Source organism: Thauera phenolivorans (genome assembly GCF_001696715.1).
GTDB lineage: Bacteria > Pseudomonadota > Gammaproteobacteria > Burkholderiales > Rhodocyclaceae > Thauera > Thauera phenolivorans.
In genome coordinates this window covers 437,853-451,656 of the sequence record NZ_MBFM01000001.1, presented here as the reverse complement: position 1 = coordinate 451,656, position 13,804 = coordinate 437,853, and the positions used below count along the sequence as shown (strand labels likewise).

At 66.9% G+C, this 13,804-nt stretch carries 13 protein-coding genes and 1 other RNA gene; 10 read left to right on the top strand and 4 right to left on the bottom strand.

Annotated elements, in window-relative coordinates:
• Positions 1–63: 63 nt before the first annotated feature.
• Both BB334_RS02135 and BB334_RS02130 read right to left on the bottom strand, forming a co-directional pair.
• Positions 64–1,479 (bottom strand): nicotinate-nucleotide adenylyltransferase, encoded by a 1,416-nt coding sequence (locus BB334_RS02135; RefSeq protein ID WP_068803852.1) that lies wholly within the window; start codon positions 1,477–1,479, stop codon positions 64–66.
• 34 nt (positions 1,480–1,513) lie between these two features.
• The gene (locus BB334_RS02130) at positions 1,514–2,338 is read right to left on the bottom strand and encodes an NADPH-dependent oxidoreductase (RefSeq protein WP_068803850.1); all 825 of its coding nucleotides are present in this window, start codon (positions 2,336–2,338) and stop codon (positions 1,514–1,516) included.
• A gap of 169 nt (positions 2,339–2,507) precedes the next feature.
• On the opposite strand from BB334_RS02130, the gene BB334_RS02125 reads away from it, so the two are divergent.
• Both BB334_RS02125 and ffs read left to right on the top strand, forming a co-directional pair.
• The gene (locus BB334_RS02125; RefSeq protein ID WP_068803845.1) at positions 2,508–4,199 is read left to right on the top strand and encodes an AMP-binding protein; all 1,692 of its coding nucleotides are present in this window, start codon (positions 2,508–2,510) and stop codon (positions 4,197–4,199) included.
• Between the two features lie 44 nt (positions 4,200–4,243).
• Positions 4,244–4,342: signal recognition particle sRNA small type (ffs, locus tag BB334_RS02120), an RNA gene on the top strand.
• A gap of 58 nt (positions 4,343–4,400) precedes the next feature.
• On the opposite strand, the gene BB334_RS02115 is transcribed toward ffs, so the two are convergent.
• Together BB334_RS02115 and cfa are read right to left on the bottom strand one after the other, a co-directional pair.
• Entirely contained in the window at positions 4,401–5,303 is a 903-nt protein-coding gene (locus tag BB334_RS02115) for a ZIP family metal transporter (protein WP_068803843.1), read from the bottom strand.
• A 116-nt stretch (positions 5,304–5,419) separates the two neighbouring features.
• Complete coding sequence (gene cfa / locus BB334_RS02110; protein WP_068803841.1) at positions 5,420–6,613, bottom strand: cyclopropane fatty acyl phospholipid synthase; 1,194 nt, start codon at positions 6,611–6,613, stop codon at positions 5,420–5,422.
• A gap of 200 nt (positions 6,614–6,813) precedes the next feature.
• On the opposite strand from cfa, the gene dnaX reads away from it, so the two are divergent.
• The 8 genes from dnaX to BB334_RS02070 all read left to right on the top strand — a co-directional run bounded on the left by dnaX (position 6,814) and on the right by BB334_RS02070 (position 13,776).
• The gene (dnaX, locus tag BB334_RS02105) at positions 6,814–8,781 is read left to right on the top strand and encodes a DNA polymerase III subunit gamma/tau (RefSeq protein ID WP_068803839.1); all 1,968 of its coding nucleotides are present in this window, start codon (positions 6,814–6,816) and stop codon (positions 8,779–8,781) included.
• 71 nt (positions 8,782–8,852) lie between these two features.
• Positions 8,853–9,176 (top strand): YbaB/EbfC family nucleoid-associated protein, encoded by a 324-nt coding sequence (locus BB334_RS02100; protein ID WP_068803837.1) that lies wholly within the window; start codon positions 8,853–8,855, stop codon positions 9,174–9,176.
• Positions 9,176–9,769 (top strand): recombination mediator RecR, encoded by a 594-nt coding sequence (gene recR, locus BB334_RS02095; protein WP_068803835.1) that lies wholly within the window; start codon positions 9,176–9,178, stop codon positions 9,767–9,769. The genes BB334_RS02100 and recR overlap by 1 nt, the downstream gene beginning before the upstream one ends.
• Before the next feature lie 167 nt (positions 9,770–9,936).
• Entirely contained in the window at positions 9,937–10,530 is a 594-nt protein-coding gene (gene petA, locus BB334_RS02090) for a ubiquinol-cytochrome c reductase iron-sulfur subunit (RefSeq protein WP_068803833.1), read from the top strand.
• Positions 10,531–10,533: 3 nt separating this feature from the next.
• Complete coding sequence (locus BB334_RS02085) at positions 10,534–11,802, top strand: cytochrome b (RefSeq protein ID WP_068803831.1); 1,269 nt, start codon at positions 10,534–10,536, stop codon at positions 11,800–11,802.
• Positions 11,799–12,554, top strand: a complete 756-nt coding sequence (locus tag BB334_RS02080; RefSeq protein WP_068803829.1) for a cytochrome c1 — start codon at positions 11,799–11,801, stop codon at positions 12,552–12,554. Before BB334_RS02085 ends, BB334_RS02080 begins: the two co-directional genes overlap by 4 nt.
• 108 nt (positions 12,555–12,662) lie before the next feature.
• Positions 12,663–13,259: a glutathione S-transferase N-terminal domain-containing protein gene (locus tag BB334_RS02075; protein WP_068803827.1), complete on the top strand. Its 597-nt coding sequence runs from the start codon at positions 12,663–12,665 to the stop codon at positions 13,257–13,259.
• Between the two features lie 58 nt (positions 13,260–13,317).
• Positions 13,318–13,776 carry a ClpXP protease specificity-enhancing factor gene (locus BB334_RS02070; RefSeq protein WP_068803825.1) on the top strand — a complete coding sequence of 153 codons (459 nt, stop codon included), beginning with the start codon at positions 13,318–13,320 and terminating at the stop codon, positions 13,774–13,776.
• Positions 13,777–13,804: the final 28 nt, after the last annotated feature.

The following is a 13,804-nucleotide window of genomic DNA, read 5'->3' as shown; positions in this document are numbered from 1 at the left end:
GAGCGCGGGCCAAAGACGAAGGCCCTGCGGTGCAGGGCCTTCGAGGGACGGGCGAGAGATCGCTTACTCGGTGTCGTAGCCGAGCAGCCGGCCTTCGATGACGCGGGCGGCGACGCCCTCGGGCACGTCCTGCTCCCACTCGCCGCGGCCGCGGCGCAGGCCGGCGAGCACGTCGCCGACGTCGATGTGCAGGTGCTCGTCGTCGAGCGGCTGCACCGCGAGCAGCTTGTCGTTCTCCACCAGATGGGCGAGCAGCTGACGCAGGTTGGCCGGCACCTCCACGTTCGCGAGCGTGACCAGCGTGGCGCGGTCGCTGCCTCGCGGGCGCGAGGGATAGACGTAAACGTGGGTGTTGTCGGGGAAGAGCTTGCCGAAGGCCTCGAGGATGCCGCCTTCCAGACCCTCGTAGTATTTCTCGTCGAACAGCGGCGCGAAGTCGCGCACCGACAGCACGATACCGATCGGCTTCTTCGTGTAACGCCGCAGATAGGTGCGCAGGCGGAAGAAGCGGACGTAGTCCGAGATCATCACCGTGTAGCCCTGCGAGGCGAGCAGGTCGATGCGCGCGAGAAAGTCGGCGCCGTCGACGTTGTCGCCGCTGATCAGCGAGTTCATCGTGATCTCGGCGAGCGAGACGATCTCGTTCTCGACGACCGCGGCGAGCTGGCTGAACTGCCTGAGGCCCGCTGCCATCATGTCGATGTTCACCAGCGTCACCGGCTTGAAGCTGCCGCGCATGACCATGACCGGCTTGCGATAGAGGAGCTCGCCCGGCACCACCACCTTGCCTTCGGGATCGAACACCACCGCCCGTGTCAGCCAGCTGCGGATCAGATGCAGGTTCATCAGGCGGTTCTCGACCTCGTCGAAGTAGGGGCCGGAGAAGTGGATCAGGTCGACCTCGATGCGCTCGGAGCCCAGCCCGTCGGCGAGCCCATCGACCACCCATTCGGGCTTGTGGTGGTTGAAGAAAACACCGTGGATCAGGTTGACCCCGAGGATGCCGAGTGCCTCGGACTGCATCGCATTGTCGTTGTCGAGCATGCGCACATGCATGACCACGTCGCTCGGCTCGGCGCCCGGGTGGAGCTGGGCGCGGACACCGATCCAGCCGTGGCATTCGTTCTGCTGCTTGAAGCTGCGCGCGGTGACGGTCGCGGCGTAGGCGAAGAAGGTGGTGTTCTTCGGGCGCACGTGAGACAGCCGCTTGACCACCTGGGAGAACTCCTTGTCGAGCATCTGCAGCAGCCGCTCGCGGCTGACGTAGCGCGCGACCTGACCGTAGATGTCGTCGCTCACCGCCATGTCGTAGGCCGACATCGTCTTCGCCACGGTGCCGGCGGCGGCGCCTACCTGGAAGAAGCGCCGCGCCACCTCCTGACCGGCGCCGATCTCGACGATCGAGCCGTATTTGTACTTGTCCAGGTTGACCGCGAGGGCCTTCTGGTCGGTGCTCAGGCTGCTGTCGCGTTGGTGCATCGGCATCTCCTCGTGACGGTTCGGCGGGGTGGGCTCATTCGAGCGGGAAGCCGCGCGCCTTCAGCGCCGCCACCAGGCGGTCGCGGCCCGAAAGCGACTCGGGCCCAGCGATGCGTTTGGCCGAATGGACCGCCCAGGTGCCGTGCACCTTCATCTGCTGCGACTCGTAGAACTTCGCCATCGTGCGGTTGTAGGATGCGATGCCATCATCCTGGGCCGCGAGCGAGTAGGTCTCGTGGTGCAGGACCACCGACTGCGGCGGGCGCGGCTTCACCGCTGCGGGGCGGGCCGGATCGGGCGTGCCGACGCACAGGCCGAACACCGCGACCACCTCCTCGGGCAATGCGAGCAGTTCGGCGACGTCTTCGGGACGGTTGCGCATGCCGCCGATGTAGACCGTGCCGAGGCCGAGCGACTCGGCCGCGGCGACGGCGTTCTGCGCGGCGAGTGCAGCGTCGATCACGCCGACGAGGAACATCTCCAGGTAGTCGAGGCCGGCCGACGGACGCTCGAGCTGGGCGGCGATGCGGCGCAGGCGGGCGAGGTCGGCGAGCCACACCAGTTGCAGCGGTGCGTCGCGCACATGGGCCTGCCCGCCGGCGAATTCAGCCAGCGCCGCGCGCCGCGCCGGGTCGCGCACCGCGACAACGCTCCACGCCTGCAGGTTGGAGGAGCTCGAGGCGGACTGGGCGGCGGCGACGATCGCGGCGAGCTGTTCGTCGGTGACCGGGTCGGGCAGATAGGCGCGCACCGAGCGGTGGGTCAGCAGCTGCTCGATCAGCGGCGACCAGGCGATGGAGGCGGGCATGGCGTCTTCGCCATAGCGGTCGCGCATGAGCTGGTGGACAAGGTCAGACATGGCTTTTCCTGGCAATCGGGATAGAGCACGAGTATACGGTGGCAGGCAAGCCGTGGAATTTTTTGATCTGGTTCGACTTGAATTACGTTGACGTAAACGTAAAATAGCTGGATTCGCAGCCGTGGCACCCGTTGCGCAGCCATTCCAATGACCAAGAAGAGGAGAGCCCATGACCGCCGTCGCCGAATTTCTCGCCGCGCGTGACTTCCTGCAGGCCCATCGGACCGACTACGCGACCGCGTACGCCGGCTTCAAGTGGCCGAAGCTGAAAGAATTCAACTGGGCGCTGGACTATTTCGACACCATCGCTCAGGGCAACGACGCCCCCGCGCTGTGGATCGTCGAAGAGGACGGCAGCGAGGCCAAGCTGTCCTTCGCCGAGATGTCGGCGCGCTCGAACCGCGTCGCCAACTGGCTGCGCAAGCAGGGCGTCAAGCGTGGCGAGCGCATCCTGATCATGCTCGGCAACGAAGTGCCGCTGTGGGAAACGATGCTCGCCGCGATCAAGCTCGGCGCGGTCGTGATTCCGGCCACCACCCTGCTTACGCCGGACGACCTGATCGACCGCGTCGAGCGCGGCCAGGTCAAGCACATCGTGATCGGCGAGGCCCACACCGACAAGTTCGCCGACCTGCCGGGCAGCTTCAGCCGCATCTGCGTGGGCGAGCCGCCCGCGGGCTGGAAGCGCTTCGCCGACGCCCATGCCGAGTCCGACGTTTTCACCCCGGACGGCGTGACCCGCGTCGACGATCCGCTGCTGCTGTACTTCACCTCGGGCACCACCTCCAAGCCCAAGCTGGTACTGCACACCCACCAGTCCTACCCGGTCGGCCACCTGTCGACGATGTACTGGATCGGTCTTCAGCAGAACGACCGCCACCTCAACATCTCCTCGCCGGGCTGGGCCAAGCACGCCTGGAGCTGCTTCTTCGCGCCGTGGAACGCCGGTGCCTGCGTGTTCCTGTACAACTACAACCGCTTCAACGCCAAGGCACTGCTCGACGTGCTGGTGAAGTACGAGATCACCACCATGTGCGCGCCCCCGACCGTGTGGCGGATGCTCATTCAGGAGGACCTGGCCTCGGTCAAGACCAAGCTGCGCGAGCTGATCGGCGCCGGCGAGCCACTCAACCCCGAGGTCATCGACCAGGTGCAGAAGGCATGGGGCATCACCATCCGCGACGGCTTCGGCCAGACCGAGACCACCGCCGAGATCGGCAACACGCCGGGCCAGCTGCTCAAGCCGGGCTCGATGGGCCGCCCGCTGCCGGGCTACAGGATCGCCCTGCTCGACGCCGACAGCAACCCGGTGACCGAGGGCGAGATCTCGCTGGTGCTGGGCGACAGCCGCCCGGTCGGCCTCATGGTCGGCTACGCCGGCGATGCGGCCAAGACCGCTGAGGTCATGCGTGACGGCCACTATCGCACTGGCGACGTCGCCAGCATCGACGAGGACGGCTACATCACCTACGTCGGCCGCGCCGACGACGTGTTCAAGGCCTCCGACTATCGCATCAGCCCCTTCGAGCTCGAGAGCGTGCTGATCGAGCACCCCGCGGTGGGCGAGGCGGCGGTGGTGCCGAGCCCCGATCCGGTGCGCCTTGCGGTGCCCAAGGCCTTCGTGATCCTCGCCGCCGGCTACGAGCCGAGCAAGGAGCTGGCGAAGGACATCTTCGCCTTCACCCGCGAGAAGCTCGCGCCCTACAAACGCATTCGCCGCTTGTCCTTCGCCGATCTGCCCAAGACCATCTCGGGCAAGATCCGCCGTGTCGAGCTGCGCAAGGCAGAAGAGGCGCGGGGTGAGAACGTGCGCGGTGAGCTCGAGTTCTTCGAGGAAGATTTCCCCGAACTGAAGGGCTGATCGGACGCGCGCCACGGCCGGTATGCTGCTACAATGCCGGCCGTGGCGGGTCTCCCCGCATTGCAGCGCGGTGAACCTGGTCAGGGCCGGAAGGCAGCAGCCACAGCCGCTCCCTGCAAGTGCCGGGGGTCAGGCTCGCCACCCCCAACACCAAAAAGGGCGTTCCCGGATCGGGAACGCCCTTTTTCAATCGTGTGCAGCTCAGGCCAGCAGCGTGTCCATCAGCATCATCGCGAGGAAGCCTGCCACCAGACCGCTGGTGGCGAGCGTCTCGTGCCCGCGACGATGCGATTCGGGGATGATCTCGTGGCTCACCACGAAGAGCATCGCCCCCGCCGCGCCGGCGAGGCCCCAGGGCAGGATCGCTGCCGAGGCGCTGACCATCATCGAGCCGGCGATCGCCGCGATCGGCTCCATGAGGCCGGACACCGACGCGACGGCGAAGGCGAACAGGCGGCCGTAGCCTGCTGTGACCAGCGCGATGGCGACGATCAGGCCTTCGGGCACGTTCTGCAGCGATATCCCGGTTGCCACCGCATCGCCGCTGCCGCTCGCCGCGCCGTTGAGGCCGGAGGCGACGCCGATCGCGAGCCCTTCCGGGATGTTGTGCACCGCGATCGCGAAGACGAACAGCCAGACCGCGGTGCCGCTGCGCGAGCCGTCGGGGGCGTGGGTGTGCGGCAGGGCCCGGTCCATCGCGAGCAGGGCCGCCGCGCCGATCGCCAGGCCCGCGCCGACCAGCATCGCGGCATCGACCCGCGAAGCGAGCTGGGCCTCGGCCGCGCCGAAGGCGGGCATCAACAGCGAGAACACGCTCGCCGCGAGCATGACGCCTGCGCCGAAGCCGAGCAGCAGGCTCTGCGTGCCCGCGCTGATGCGGCGCACCACGAGCAAGGGGAGGGCGCCGAGCGCGGTGGCGGCGGCAGCCATCGCGCCGCCGGCGAGTGCGCCCGACACCGGCAGCTCGAAACCTTCGAGGCCGCGCACCGCCTGCGCCGCGAGCACGGCGAAGCCGACCAGCACGACCAGCCACCCAGTGATCGCGCGCAGCGCACCCGCCGGACCGGCAGGCTGGAAATGCATTCTTGCGACCTTGGCGACCATGATGAACCGTCTCCCTGGAAACGCGGGACGAGGCGCCCCGACGACGATTCAATTATCCGGCGGTAATGAGAATAATTCCAGTTAAATGGTAGAATGCCTGTGATTGCGATTTTCAATCACGACGACCGCCGGTACCCGCCCGCCACCCCCTCGGGCGACAGCACGACCTGCCACAGCTGATTGGTCCGGGCGCGAAAGGTGCCGGCGCAGGCGAGCAGGTAGTAGCGCCACATGCGGTGGAAGCGCTCGCCGAAGGTTTCGGCGAAGGCTGGCCACGCGGCCTCGAAGCGTTCGTGCCACGCCATCAGCGTGCGGTCGTAATCGGCGCCGAAGTTGTGCACATCCTCGACGATGAACAGGCCTTCGGAGCTATCGGCGATCTGGCCGAGCGAGGGCAGGGCGCCGTTCGGGAAGATGTAGCGGTCGATCCACGGGTCGGTGGCGCAGTTGCGGAGGTTCTTGCCGATGGTGTGCAGCAGGAAGAGGCCGTCGTCGGCCAGGCTGCGGCGCGCGATCTCGAAGTAGTCGCCGTAGTTCTTGTGGCCGACGTGCTCGAACATGCCGATCGAGGCGATGCGCTCGAAGCGTTCGCCGCCGTCGGGGTTGAATTCGCGGTAATCCTGCAGGCGGAACTCGACCGGCAGGCCCTCGCAGCGGGCTGCGCCGTACGCGGCCTGCTCACGCGAGATGGTGAGGCCGACGCAGTGCGCGCCGTAGTGTTGCGCAGCGTATTTCATCAGGCTGCCCCAGCCGCAGCCGATGTCGAGCAGGCGCATGCCGGGCTCGAGCCCGAGCTTGCGGCAGATCAGGTCGAGCTTGGCCGCCTGCGCCTGCTCGAGACTGTCGGCCTCGGCCCAGTAGCCGCAGGTGTAGACCATGCGGGAGTCGAGCATTGCCTCGAAGAATGCGTTGCCGAGGTCGTAATGGACCTCGCCGACCTTCCAGGCGCGGCGCAAGTTCTGCAGGTTGAACAGGCGCGAGCGTACGCTCTGCAGGACCAGCGCGCTGCGGCCGACCTTCTCGTCGAGGCGGGCGCGCAGCACGCGGCAGATGAATTCGTCGAGGCGCTCGCAATCCCACCAGCCTTCCATGTAGCTCTCGCCGAGGCCGAGGCTGCCGCGAGCCAGCACGCGGTCGGCGGTCTGCGGATTGTGGATGATCATGTCGAAGGGGCGGCTGCCGCCGACCTCCACGCCTGCTTCCGCGAGCAACTCGACCACCGTCTGCAGCGCGCTGCTCCCGGCGAGCCCGGGCGGCGCGCTTGCGCGTACTGGGTGTTCGACGGCGGGTCGGGGGCGTGCCTGTTCCATTCCTGTCTCCGTGCCAGCGTCCCGGGCGGGGCGGGATCGTTCAGGATGCGGGCGGGCAGTCCCCGCCCGGACGTGGCTCACGTCCATATCATCGAAATATAGTCGATGACTCCGACATCGAAAACGCTTCTGCGCCCGCGCGGGCGGCGTGGGCGAACTCGGCGCAGCCGGCCCGGCGTGCTCTGCTAGAATCGCCGCCCATGAGCTATCAGGTCCTCGCGCGCAAGTGGCGGCCGAAATCCTTCGGCACGCTGATCGGTCAGGAGCACGTCGTGCGTGCGCTGACGCACGCGCTCGCCACCGGGCGGCTGCACCATGCCTGGCTGTTTACCGGCACGCGCGGGGTGGGCAAGACGACGATCAGCCGCATCCTCGCCAAGGCGCTGAACTGCGAGACCGGCGTCACCGCCGAGCCCTGCGGCGTCTGCGATGCCTGCCGCGCGATCGACGCCGATCGCTTCCCCGACTACGTCGAGATGGACGCCGCCTCCAACCGCGGGGTGGACGACATGGCGGCGCTGCTCGACAAGGCGGTCTATGCGCCGGTGCAGGGGCGCTACAAGGTGTACATGATCGACGAAGTTCACATGCTCACCGGGCACGCCTTCAATGCGATGCTGAAGACCCTCGAGGAGCCGCCCGAACATGTGAAGTTCATCCTCGCCACCACCGATCCGCAGAAGATCCCGGTCACGGTGCTCAGCCGCTGCCTGCAGTTCAACCTGAAGCAGATGTCCCCGGGGGCGATCGTCGATCACCTGAGCCACATCCTGCAGGCCGAGGCGGTGCCCTTCGAGGCGGGCGCCTTGCGCCACCTCGCGAAGGCGGCGAGCGGCTCGATGCGCGACGCGCTGTCCCTGCTCGACCAGGCGATCGCCCATGGCGCCGGCCGGGTCGAGGAGGCGCAGGTGGTGAACATGCTCGGCACCGTCGGCGACGACCATCTCCATGCGGTCCTCGCCGCGCTCGCTGCCGGCGAGGTTGCCGAGCTGCTCGCGGTGGCCGACGACATGGAGGCGCGCAGCCTCTCCTTCGATGCCGCGTTGCAGGCGCTGGCGAGCCTGCTGCACCGGGTCGCGTTGCTGCAGTTCGCGCCGACTGCGATCGCCGACGAGCGCGAGCGCGCGCGCCTGGCTTTGCACGCCGCGGCCTTCGACGCCGAATTCCTGCAGCTCGCCTATCAGATCGCGATCCATGGCCGCGATGAGCTCCCGTTGGCGCCGGACGAGTACACCGGCTTCAGCATGACGCTGTTGCGCCTGCATGCCTTCCGCCCGCTGCAACCGCCCGCGCTCGGCGGGCTGCCGGACGGCGATCGCGGCGGTGCCGGACGGGCGGATGCGTTGCCTGCCGCGCCCCGTCCATCGTCGCCGTCGCGTCGGCCCGAGCCGGCGGGGTTACCACCTTCGACCGCTGCCGCCGCGCTCCGGGGCGGGGGCGCGCTGACGGAGGTGCCGGCCGCGCCGGTGGCGGCGCCGCAGGTTGTCGCCGCCGATGAGCCGGCATCTCCGACGCCAGCCGCTTCTGCCGCGCCGAGTCGGGCGCCGGTCGAGCACGACATCCCGCCGTGGGAAGAGCTGCCGCCCGAGGCCTTCGCCGACCAGTACGAGGGCGCGGGTGGCGAGCGTGTCGACGAGCGTGCGACTCCGCCGTCGCGGGTCGAGGGGCCAGCCGGGGGCGCACGGCCGCGGCCCACGGCGGGTGCGCAGCCAGTGCAATCGAGTGCGGTCGGCGCAGGCGATGCGGGCGATGCGGGCGATGCGGGCGACGCCGCTGCGCTGTTCGCGCGCGGCGACTGGCGGGGCCTGATCCGCGCCGCCGGTCTCGGCGGCCTGGTGCGCGAGCTGGCGCAGCACTGCGAATGGGCGGGTTTCGCCGATGGCACGCTGGCGCTGACCGTGTCGACCATGCACCGCCATCTCTACGAAATGAACCGCGCGCTCGGCGAGCGCCTGCAGGAGCAGCTCGCTGCGGCGCTCGGGCACGGGCTCAGGCTTCGCATCGCCGTCGGCGACATCGCCGGCGAGACGCCCGCACAGCGCGACGCCGCCGAGCGCCGCCAGCGCCATGCCGAGGCGGTCGCCGCGCTCGAGCGCGACCCCTTCGTGCGCGAACTCATCGAGCGGTTTGACGCAAGCCTGAACGAACCCTCGGTGAAGGCGCTCTGAAACCTTCCGTGTCGTCGCACGGTAAGTCCTTGTCCCGATTCCAACCCAACCTCTGAAGTGGAGACGTCGTCATGATGAAAGGCGGTATCGCCGGCCTGATGAAGCAGGCCCAGCAGATGCAGGAAAACATGAAGAAGATGCAGGACCAGCTCGCGACCGTCGAGGTCGAGGGGCAGTCCGGCGCCGGCATGGTCAAGGTGCAGATGACCTGCAAGTACGACGTGCGTCGCGTGTCGATCGACGAGTCCGTGATGGACGACAAGGAAATGCTCGAGGACCTCGTCGCCGCGGCGGTCAACGATGCCGTGCGCAAGGTCGAAACCACCACGCAGGAGAAGATGGCCGGCTTCACCTCGGGGCTCAACCTGCCGCCGGGCATGAAGCTCCCGTTCTGATGAGCCCGTCCAGCCTCGACGAGCTGATCGAGGCGCTGCGCTGCCTGCCGGGGGTGGGGCCGAAGTCGGCCCAGCGGATGGCCTATCACCTGTTGCAGCGCGATCAGCGCGGCGCCGCCCGGCTCGCCGAGGCGCTATCCCATTCGCTCTCGGTGCTGCGTCACTGCGAGCGCTGCAACGCCTTCAGCGAAGAGCCGGTGTGCTCGCGCTGCGCCAATCCGCGTCGCGATGCCGGCCTGCTGTGCGTGGTCGAGACGCCGGCCGATCTCGCGATGATCGAGCAGACCCACGCCTATCAGGGGCTGTACTACGTGCTGATGGGCCGACTTTCGCCGCTCGACGGGATCGGTCCGCGCGAACTCGGGCTCGACCGCCTGATCGCGCGCGCCACCGACGGGGCCGTGCGCGAGGTCATCCTCGCCACCAACTTCACCAACGAGGGCGAGGCGACCGCGCACACCGTGGCGAGCCTGCTCGGCGCTCGCGGCATACGTGTCAGCCGCCTGTCGCGCGGGGTGCCGGTCGGCGGCGAACTCGAACACATTGACGCGGGGACGATCGCCCAGGCCCTGGTCGAGCGCCGCACGCTGTAGATTTGCGCCAGCGCAAGGAAACGGCGTCGGCGACGGCTCATGATCGCCCCCAAAGCCTTGTGGCGCCTGAGAAACGCGCCTGCGCGCTTTCTCTGGCGGGGGGAACTCGCTATAATTCGCGGGATTTTGTATCCGGGTCTTTCGTATTCCTTTCAGGGAAGAGGGTCATGAGCGTAGATGAAAGAATGGACAGCAGTCGCCGCACTTTGTTGCTCGCGACGTCGGCCGCGGGCGGTGTCGCCGCGGTAGCGACCGCAGTGCCGTTTGTCGCCAGCCTCACGCCGTCCGAGCGAGCCAAGGCCGCCGGTGCCGCGGTCGAGGCGGACGTGAGCAAGCTTGCGCCGGGCGAGATGATGACGGTCGAGTGGCGCGGGAAGCCGGTGTGGATCCTCCGTCGCACCCCCGAGATGCTCGCTTCGCTCGACAAGACCGACGACGTTGTCAGCGACCCCGCGTCGGACGAGCAGCAGCAGCCCGAGTACGCCAAGAACAAGCACCGCTCGATCAAGCCTGAATATCTCGTCACCGTCGGCATCTGCACCCACCTCGGCTGCTCGCCCACCGAGAAGTTCAAGGTCGGCGCGGAGAGCGGTCTCGGCGCCGACTGGCCGGGCGGCTTCCTCTGCCCCTGCCACGGTTCCTACTTCGACCTGGCCGGCCGCGTGTACAAGAGCATGCCGGCGCCGACCAACCTCGAAATCCCGCCGCACCAGTATCTGTCCGATACCTCCATCCTCGTCGGCGAAGACGGAAAGGCCTAAGCGATGACGACCAAATCCCAAGCCTTGCTGAATTGGGTTGACGAGCGTTTCCCGCTCACGTCCACCTGGAAGGCGCACCTGTCCGAGTACTACGCGCCGAAAAACTTCAACTTCTGGTACTTCTTCGGCTCGCTGGCCCTGCTGGTGCTGGTGCTGCAGATCATCACCGGCATCTTCCTGGTCATGCACTACAAGCCGGACGCCTCGCTGAACGCGGCCGGCGTGCCGGTGGCCTTCGCCAGCGTCGAATACATCATGCGCGAGGTGCCGGGCGGCTGGCTGATCCGCTATCTGCACTCGACCGGTGCGTCGGCCTTCTTCATCGTCGTTTACCTGCACATGTTCCGCGGCCTGATCTACGGCTCGTATCGCAAGCCGCGCGAGCTGATCTGGATTTTCGGCACCCTGATCTTCCTGGCGCTGATGGCCGAAGCCTTCATGGGCTACCTGTTGCCGTGGGGGCAGATGTCCTACTGGGGCGCCCAGGTGATCGTCAACCTGTTCTCGGCGATCCCCATCATCGGACCGGACCTCTCGCTGGTGATCCGCGGCGACTTCGTCATCGGTGACGCCACGCTGAACCGCTTCTTCTCCTTCCACGTCATCGCCGTGCCGCTGGTGCTGATCGGCCTGGTGCTCGCGCACATCGTCGCGCTGCACGAAGTCGGCTCGAACAACCCCGACGGCGTCGAGATCAAGAAGAAGAAGGATGCGACCGGCAAGCCGCTGGACGGCATCCCCTTCCATCCCTACTACACGGTGAAGGACATCGTCGGTGTGGTGGTCTTCCTGTTCTTCTTCAGCGTGGTGGTGTTCTTCATGCCTGAAGGAGGCGGCTACTTCCTCGAGTACAACAACTTCATCCCCGCCAACCCGATGGTGACGCCGCCGCACATCGCCCCGGTCTGGTACTTCACCCCCTTCTACTCGATCCTGCGCGCGGTCACCTATCCGCTGTTCGGTCTCGATGCGAAGTTCTGGGGCGTGGTGGCGATGGGTGCGTCGGTGGTGATCATCGCCTTCCTGCCCTGGCTGGATCGCAGCCCGGTGAAGTCGATCCGCTACAAGGGACCGGTCTTCAAGATCGCGCTCGTGATCTTCGTGATCTGCTTCTTCATCCTCGGCTACCTCGGCGTGCTGGCTCCGACCCCGGGACGTACGCTGGTGTCGCAGATCTGCTCGGTGCTGTACTTCGCGTTCTTCCTGCTGATGCCGTGGTACAGCAAGCTCGACAAAGTCAAACCCGTACCGGAAAGGGTGACGTTCAAATGAAAATGAGCCTGATCAACCTCATCAAGCGTGCCGCGGCGGTGCTGATGTTCGCGCCGGCGGTGGCGATGGCCGCGGGTGCCGCGCTGCATCTCGACAAGGCGCCGGTCAGCACCGACCCGGCGGCCCTGCAGCACGGCGCCAAGCTCTTCGTCAATTACTGCCTGAACTGTCACGGCGCGTCCTACGTGCGCTACAATCAGCTGCAGAACATCGGGCTGTCCGAGCAGGCGATCAAGGACAACCTGCTGTTTACCGGCGAGAAGACCGGCGATCTGATGAAGATCGCGATGCTTCCCGCGGAGGGCAAGCAGTGGTTCGGCGCCGCGCCGCCCGATCTGTCGGTGATCGCGCGCTCGCGCGCTTCGGGCGACGGCAGCGGGGCAGACTGGTTGTACACCTATCTGCGCCAGTTCTATCGCGATCCCCAGCGCCCGACCGGCTGGAACAACGTGATCTTCGCCAACGTCGGCATGCCGCATGCGTTCTGGGAACTTCAGGGCGAACAGCGGGCCAACATCACCGAGAATGCCGACGGCACCAAGACGATCGCGCTCGAGCTGGTGAAGCCGGGCAAGCTGTCGGTCGAGGAGTACGACAAGGCGGTCGCCGACCTCGTGTCCTTCCTCGTCTGGATGGGCGAGCCGGTGGCCGAGAAGCGCAAGACGATCGGTACCTTCGTGCTGATCTTCCTCGCCGGCCTGTTCGTGCTGTCGTACGCGCTCAAGAAGAATTACTGGAAGGACATTCATTGATCGGGGGAAACGACTGGCCGCGAGGCCTGGCAATTCCGTCCTGACCCCGACGCACCACGCGGAAGCGCGTGGTGCGCTTTTGCTTTTGCACTCCGGAGTGGCAACACCATGATGAACCTGTATTCCGGCACGACCGATCCCTTCAGTCACCGCTGCCGGATCGTGCTCTACGAGAAGGGCATGGACTTCGAGGTCATCGACGTCGACCTCTACAACAAGCCCGAAGACATCGCCGTCATCAACCCTTACAACCGGGTGCCGGTGCTGGTCGATCGCGACCTCGTGCTTTACGAATCGAACATCATCAACGAGTACATCGACGAGCGCTTCCCGCATCCGCAGCTGATGCCGCCCGACCCGATCATGCGTGCCCGCGCGCGCCAGCTGCTGTTCACCTTCGAGCACGAGCTGTTCTCGCATATCGAGGCGCTCGAGGCCAACCAGAAGGGTGTCGACAAGACCCGCGCCCACGTGCGCGACCATCTGACCCAGCTCGCGCCGGTGTTCGCCAAGCAGAAGTTCATGCTCGGCGACGAGTTCTCGATGCTCGACGTCGCGATCGCGCCGCTGCTGTGGCGTCTCGAGCACTACGGCATCGAACTGCCGAAGAGCGCCGCGCCGCTGATGAAGTATGCTGAGCGGATTTTCAGCCGGCAGGGTTTCATCGATGCCCTGACCCCGTCCGAGAAGGTGATGCGGCGCTGAGCCGCAAGCGTGCCGGCGGCGCGCAAGACCGGCGCCGCCGCAGTCGCCCAGGAGTTTCATGAGTAACGTTTCGACCAAACCCTATCTGATCCGCGCCATCTACGAGTGGTGCGTCGACCAGGGCTTCACCCCCTACCTCGCCACCCTGGTAGATGCCGATACCCGGGTGCCGCCGGGCTATGCCAAGGACGGTCAGATCGTCCTCAACATCGGCCCCGATGCCGCCCACAAGCTGGCGATGGAGAACGATTTCATCAGCTTTCAGGCCCGATTCGGCGGTGTCGCGCATTCGCTGCTGGTGCCCGTGGACAACGTCGTGGCGATCTATGCGCGCGAAAACGGGCAGGGCATGGCCTTCGAGGTCCATGCCCCGGCGGCCGAGGTGGTCGACATGGGCGGCGATGCCGAGGCCGATGCGACCGCGCGCGAGGGTTCCGCGGCCGCGACCACCGCGCCGGACGAACCCCCCGAGCCGCCGCCGCCCGCCCGTGGCAGCCACCTCAAGGTGATCAAGTAGCCGCGCACGGCACATAACGGAGAGGGTT

Bases quoted from the DNA above. Each gene is read 5' to 3' on its own strand.
- BB334_RS02135 (WP_068803852.1), bottom strand. From the start codon at position 1,479: ATGCACCAACGCGACAGCAGCCTGAGCACCGACCAGAAGGCCCTCGCG.
- BB334_RS02130 (WP_068803850.1), bottom strand. From the start codon at position 2,338: ATGTCTGACCTTGTCCACCAGCTCATGCGCGACCGCTATGGCGAAGAC.
- BB334_RS02125 (WP_068803845.1), top strand. From the start codon at position 2,508: ATGACCGCCGTCGCCGAATTTCTCGCCGCGCGTGACTTCCTGCAGGCC.
- BB334_RS02115 (WP_068803843.1), bottom strand. From the start codon at position 5,303: ATGGTCGCCAAGGTCGCAAGAATGCATTTCCAGCCTGCCGGTCCGGCG.
- cfa (WP_068803841.1), bottom strand. From the start codon at position 6,613: ATGGAACAGGCACGCCCCCGACCCGCCGTCGAACACCCAGTACGCGCA.
- dnaX (WP_068803839.1), top strand. From the start codon at position 6,814: ATGAGCTATCAGGTCCTCGCGCGCAAGTGGCGGCCGAAATCCTTCGGC.
- BB334_RS02100 (WP_068803837.1), top strand. From the start codon at position 8,853: ATGATGAAAGGCGGTATCGCCGGCCTGATGAAGCAGGCCCAGCAGATG.
- recR (WP_068803835.1), top strand. From the start codon at position 9,176: ATGAGCCCGTCCAGCCTCGACGAGCTGATCGAGGCGCTGCGCTGCCTG.
- petA (WP_068803833.1), top strand. From the start codon at position 9,937: ATGAGCGTAGATGAAAGAATGGACAGCAGTCGCCGCACTTTGTTGCTC.
- BB334_RS02085 (WP_068803831.1), top strand. From the start codon at position 10,534: ATGACGACCAAATCCCAAGCCTTGCTGAATTGGGTTGACGAGCGTTTC.
- BB334_RS02080 (WP_068803829.1), top strand. From the start codon at position 11,799: ATGAAAATGAGCCTGATCAACCTCATCAAGCGTGCCGCGGCGGTGCTG.
- BB334_RS02075 (WP_068803827.1), top strand. From the start codon at position 12,663: ATGATGAACCTGTATTCCGGCACGACCGATCCCTTCAGTCACCGCTGC.
- BB334_RS02070 (WP_068803825.1), top strand. From the start codon at position 13,318: ATGAGTAACGTTTCGACCAAACCCTATCTGATCCGCGCCATCTACGAG.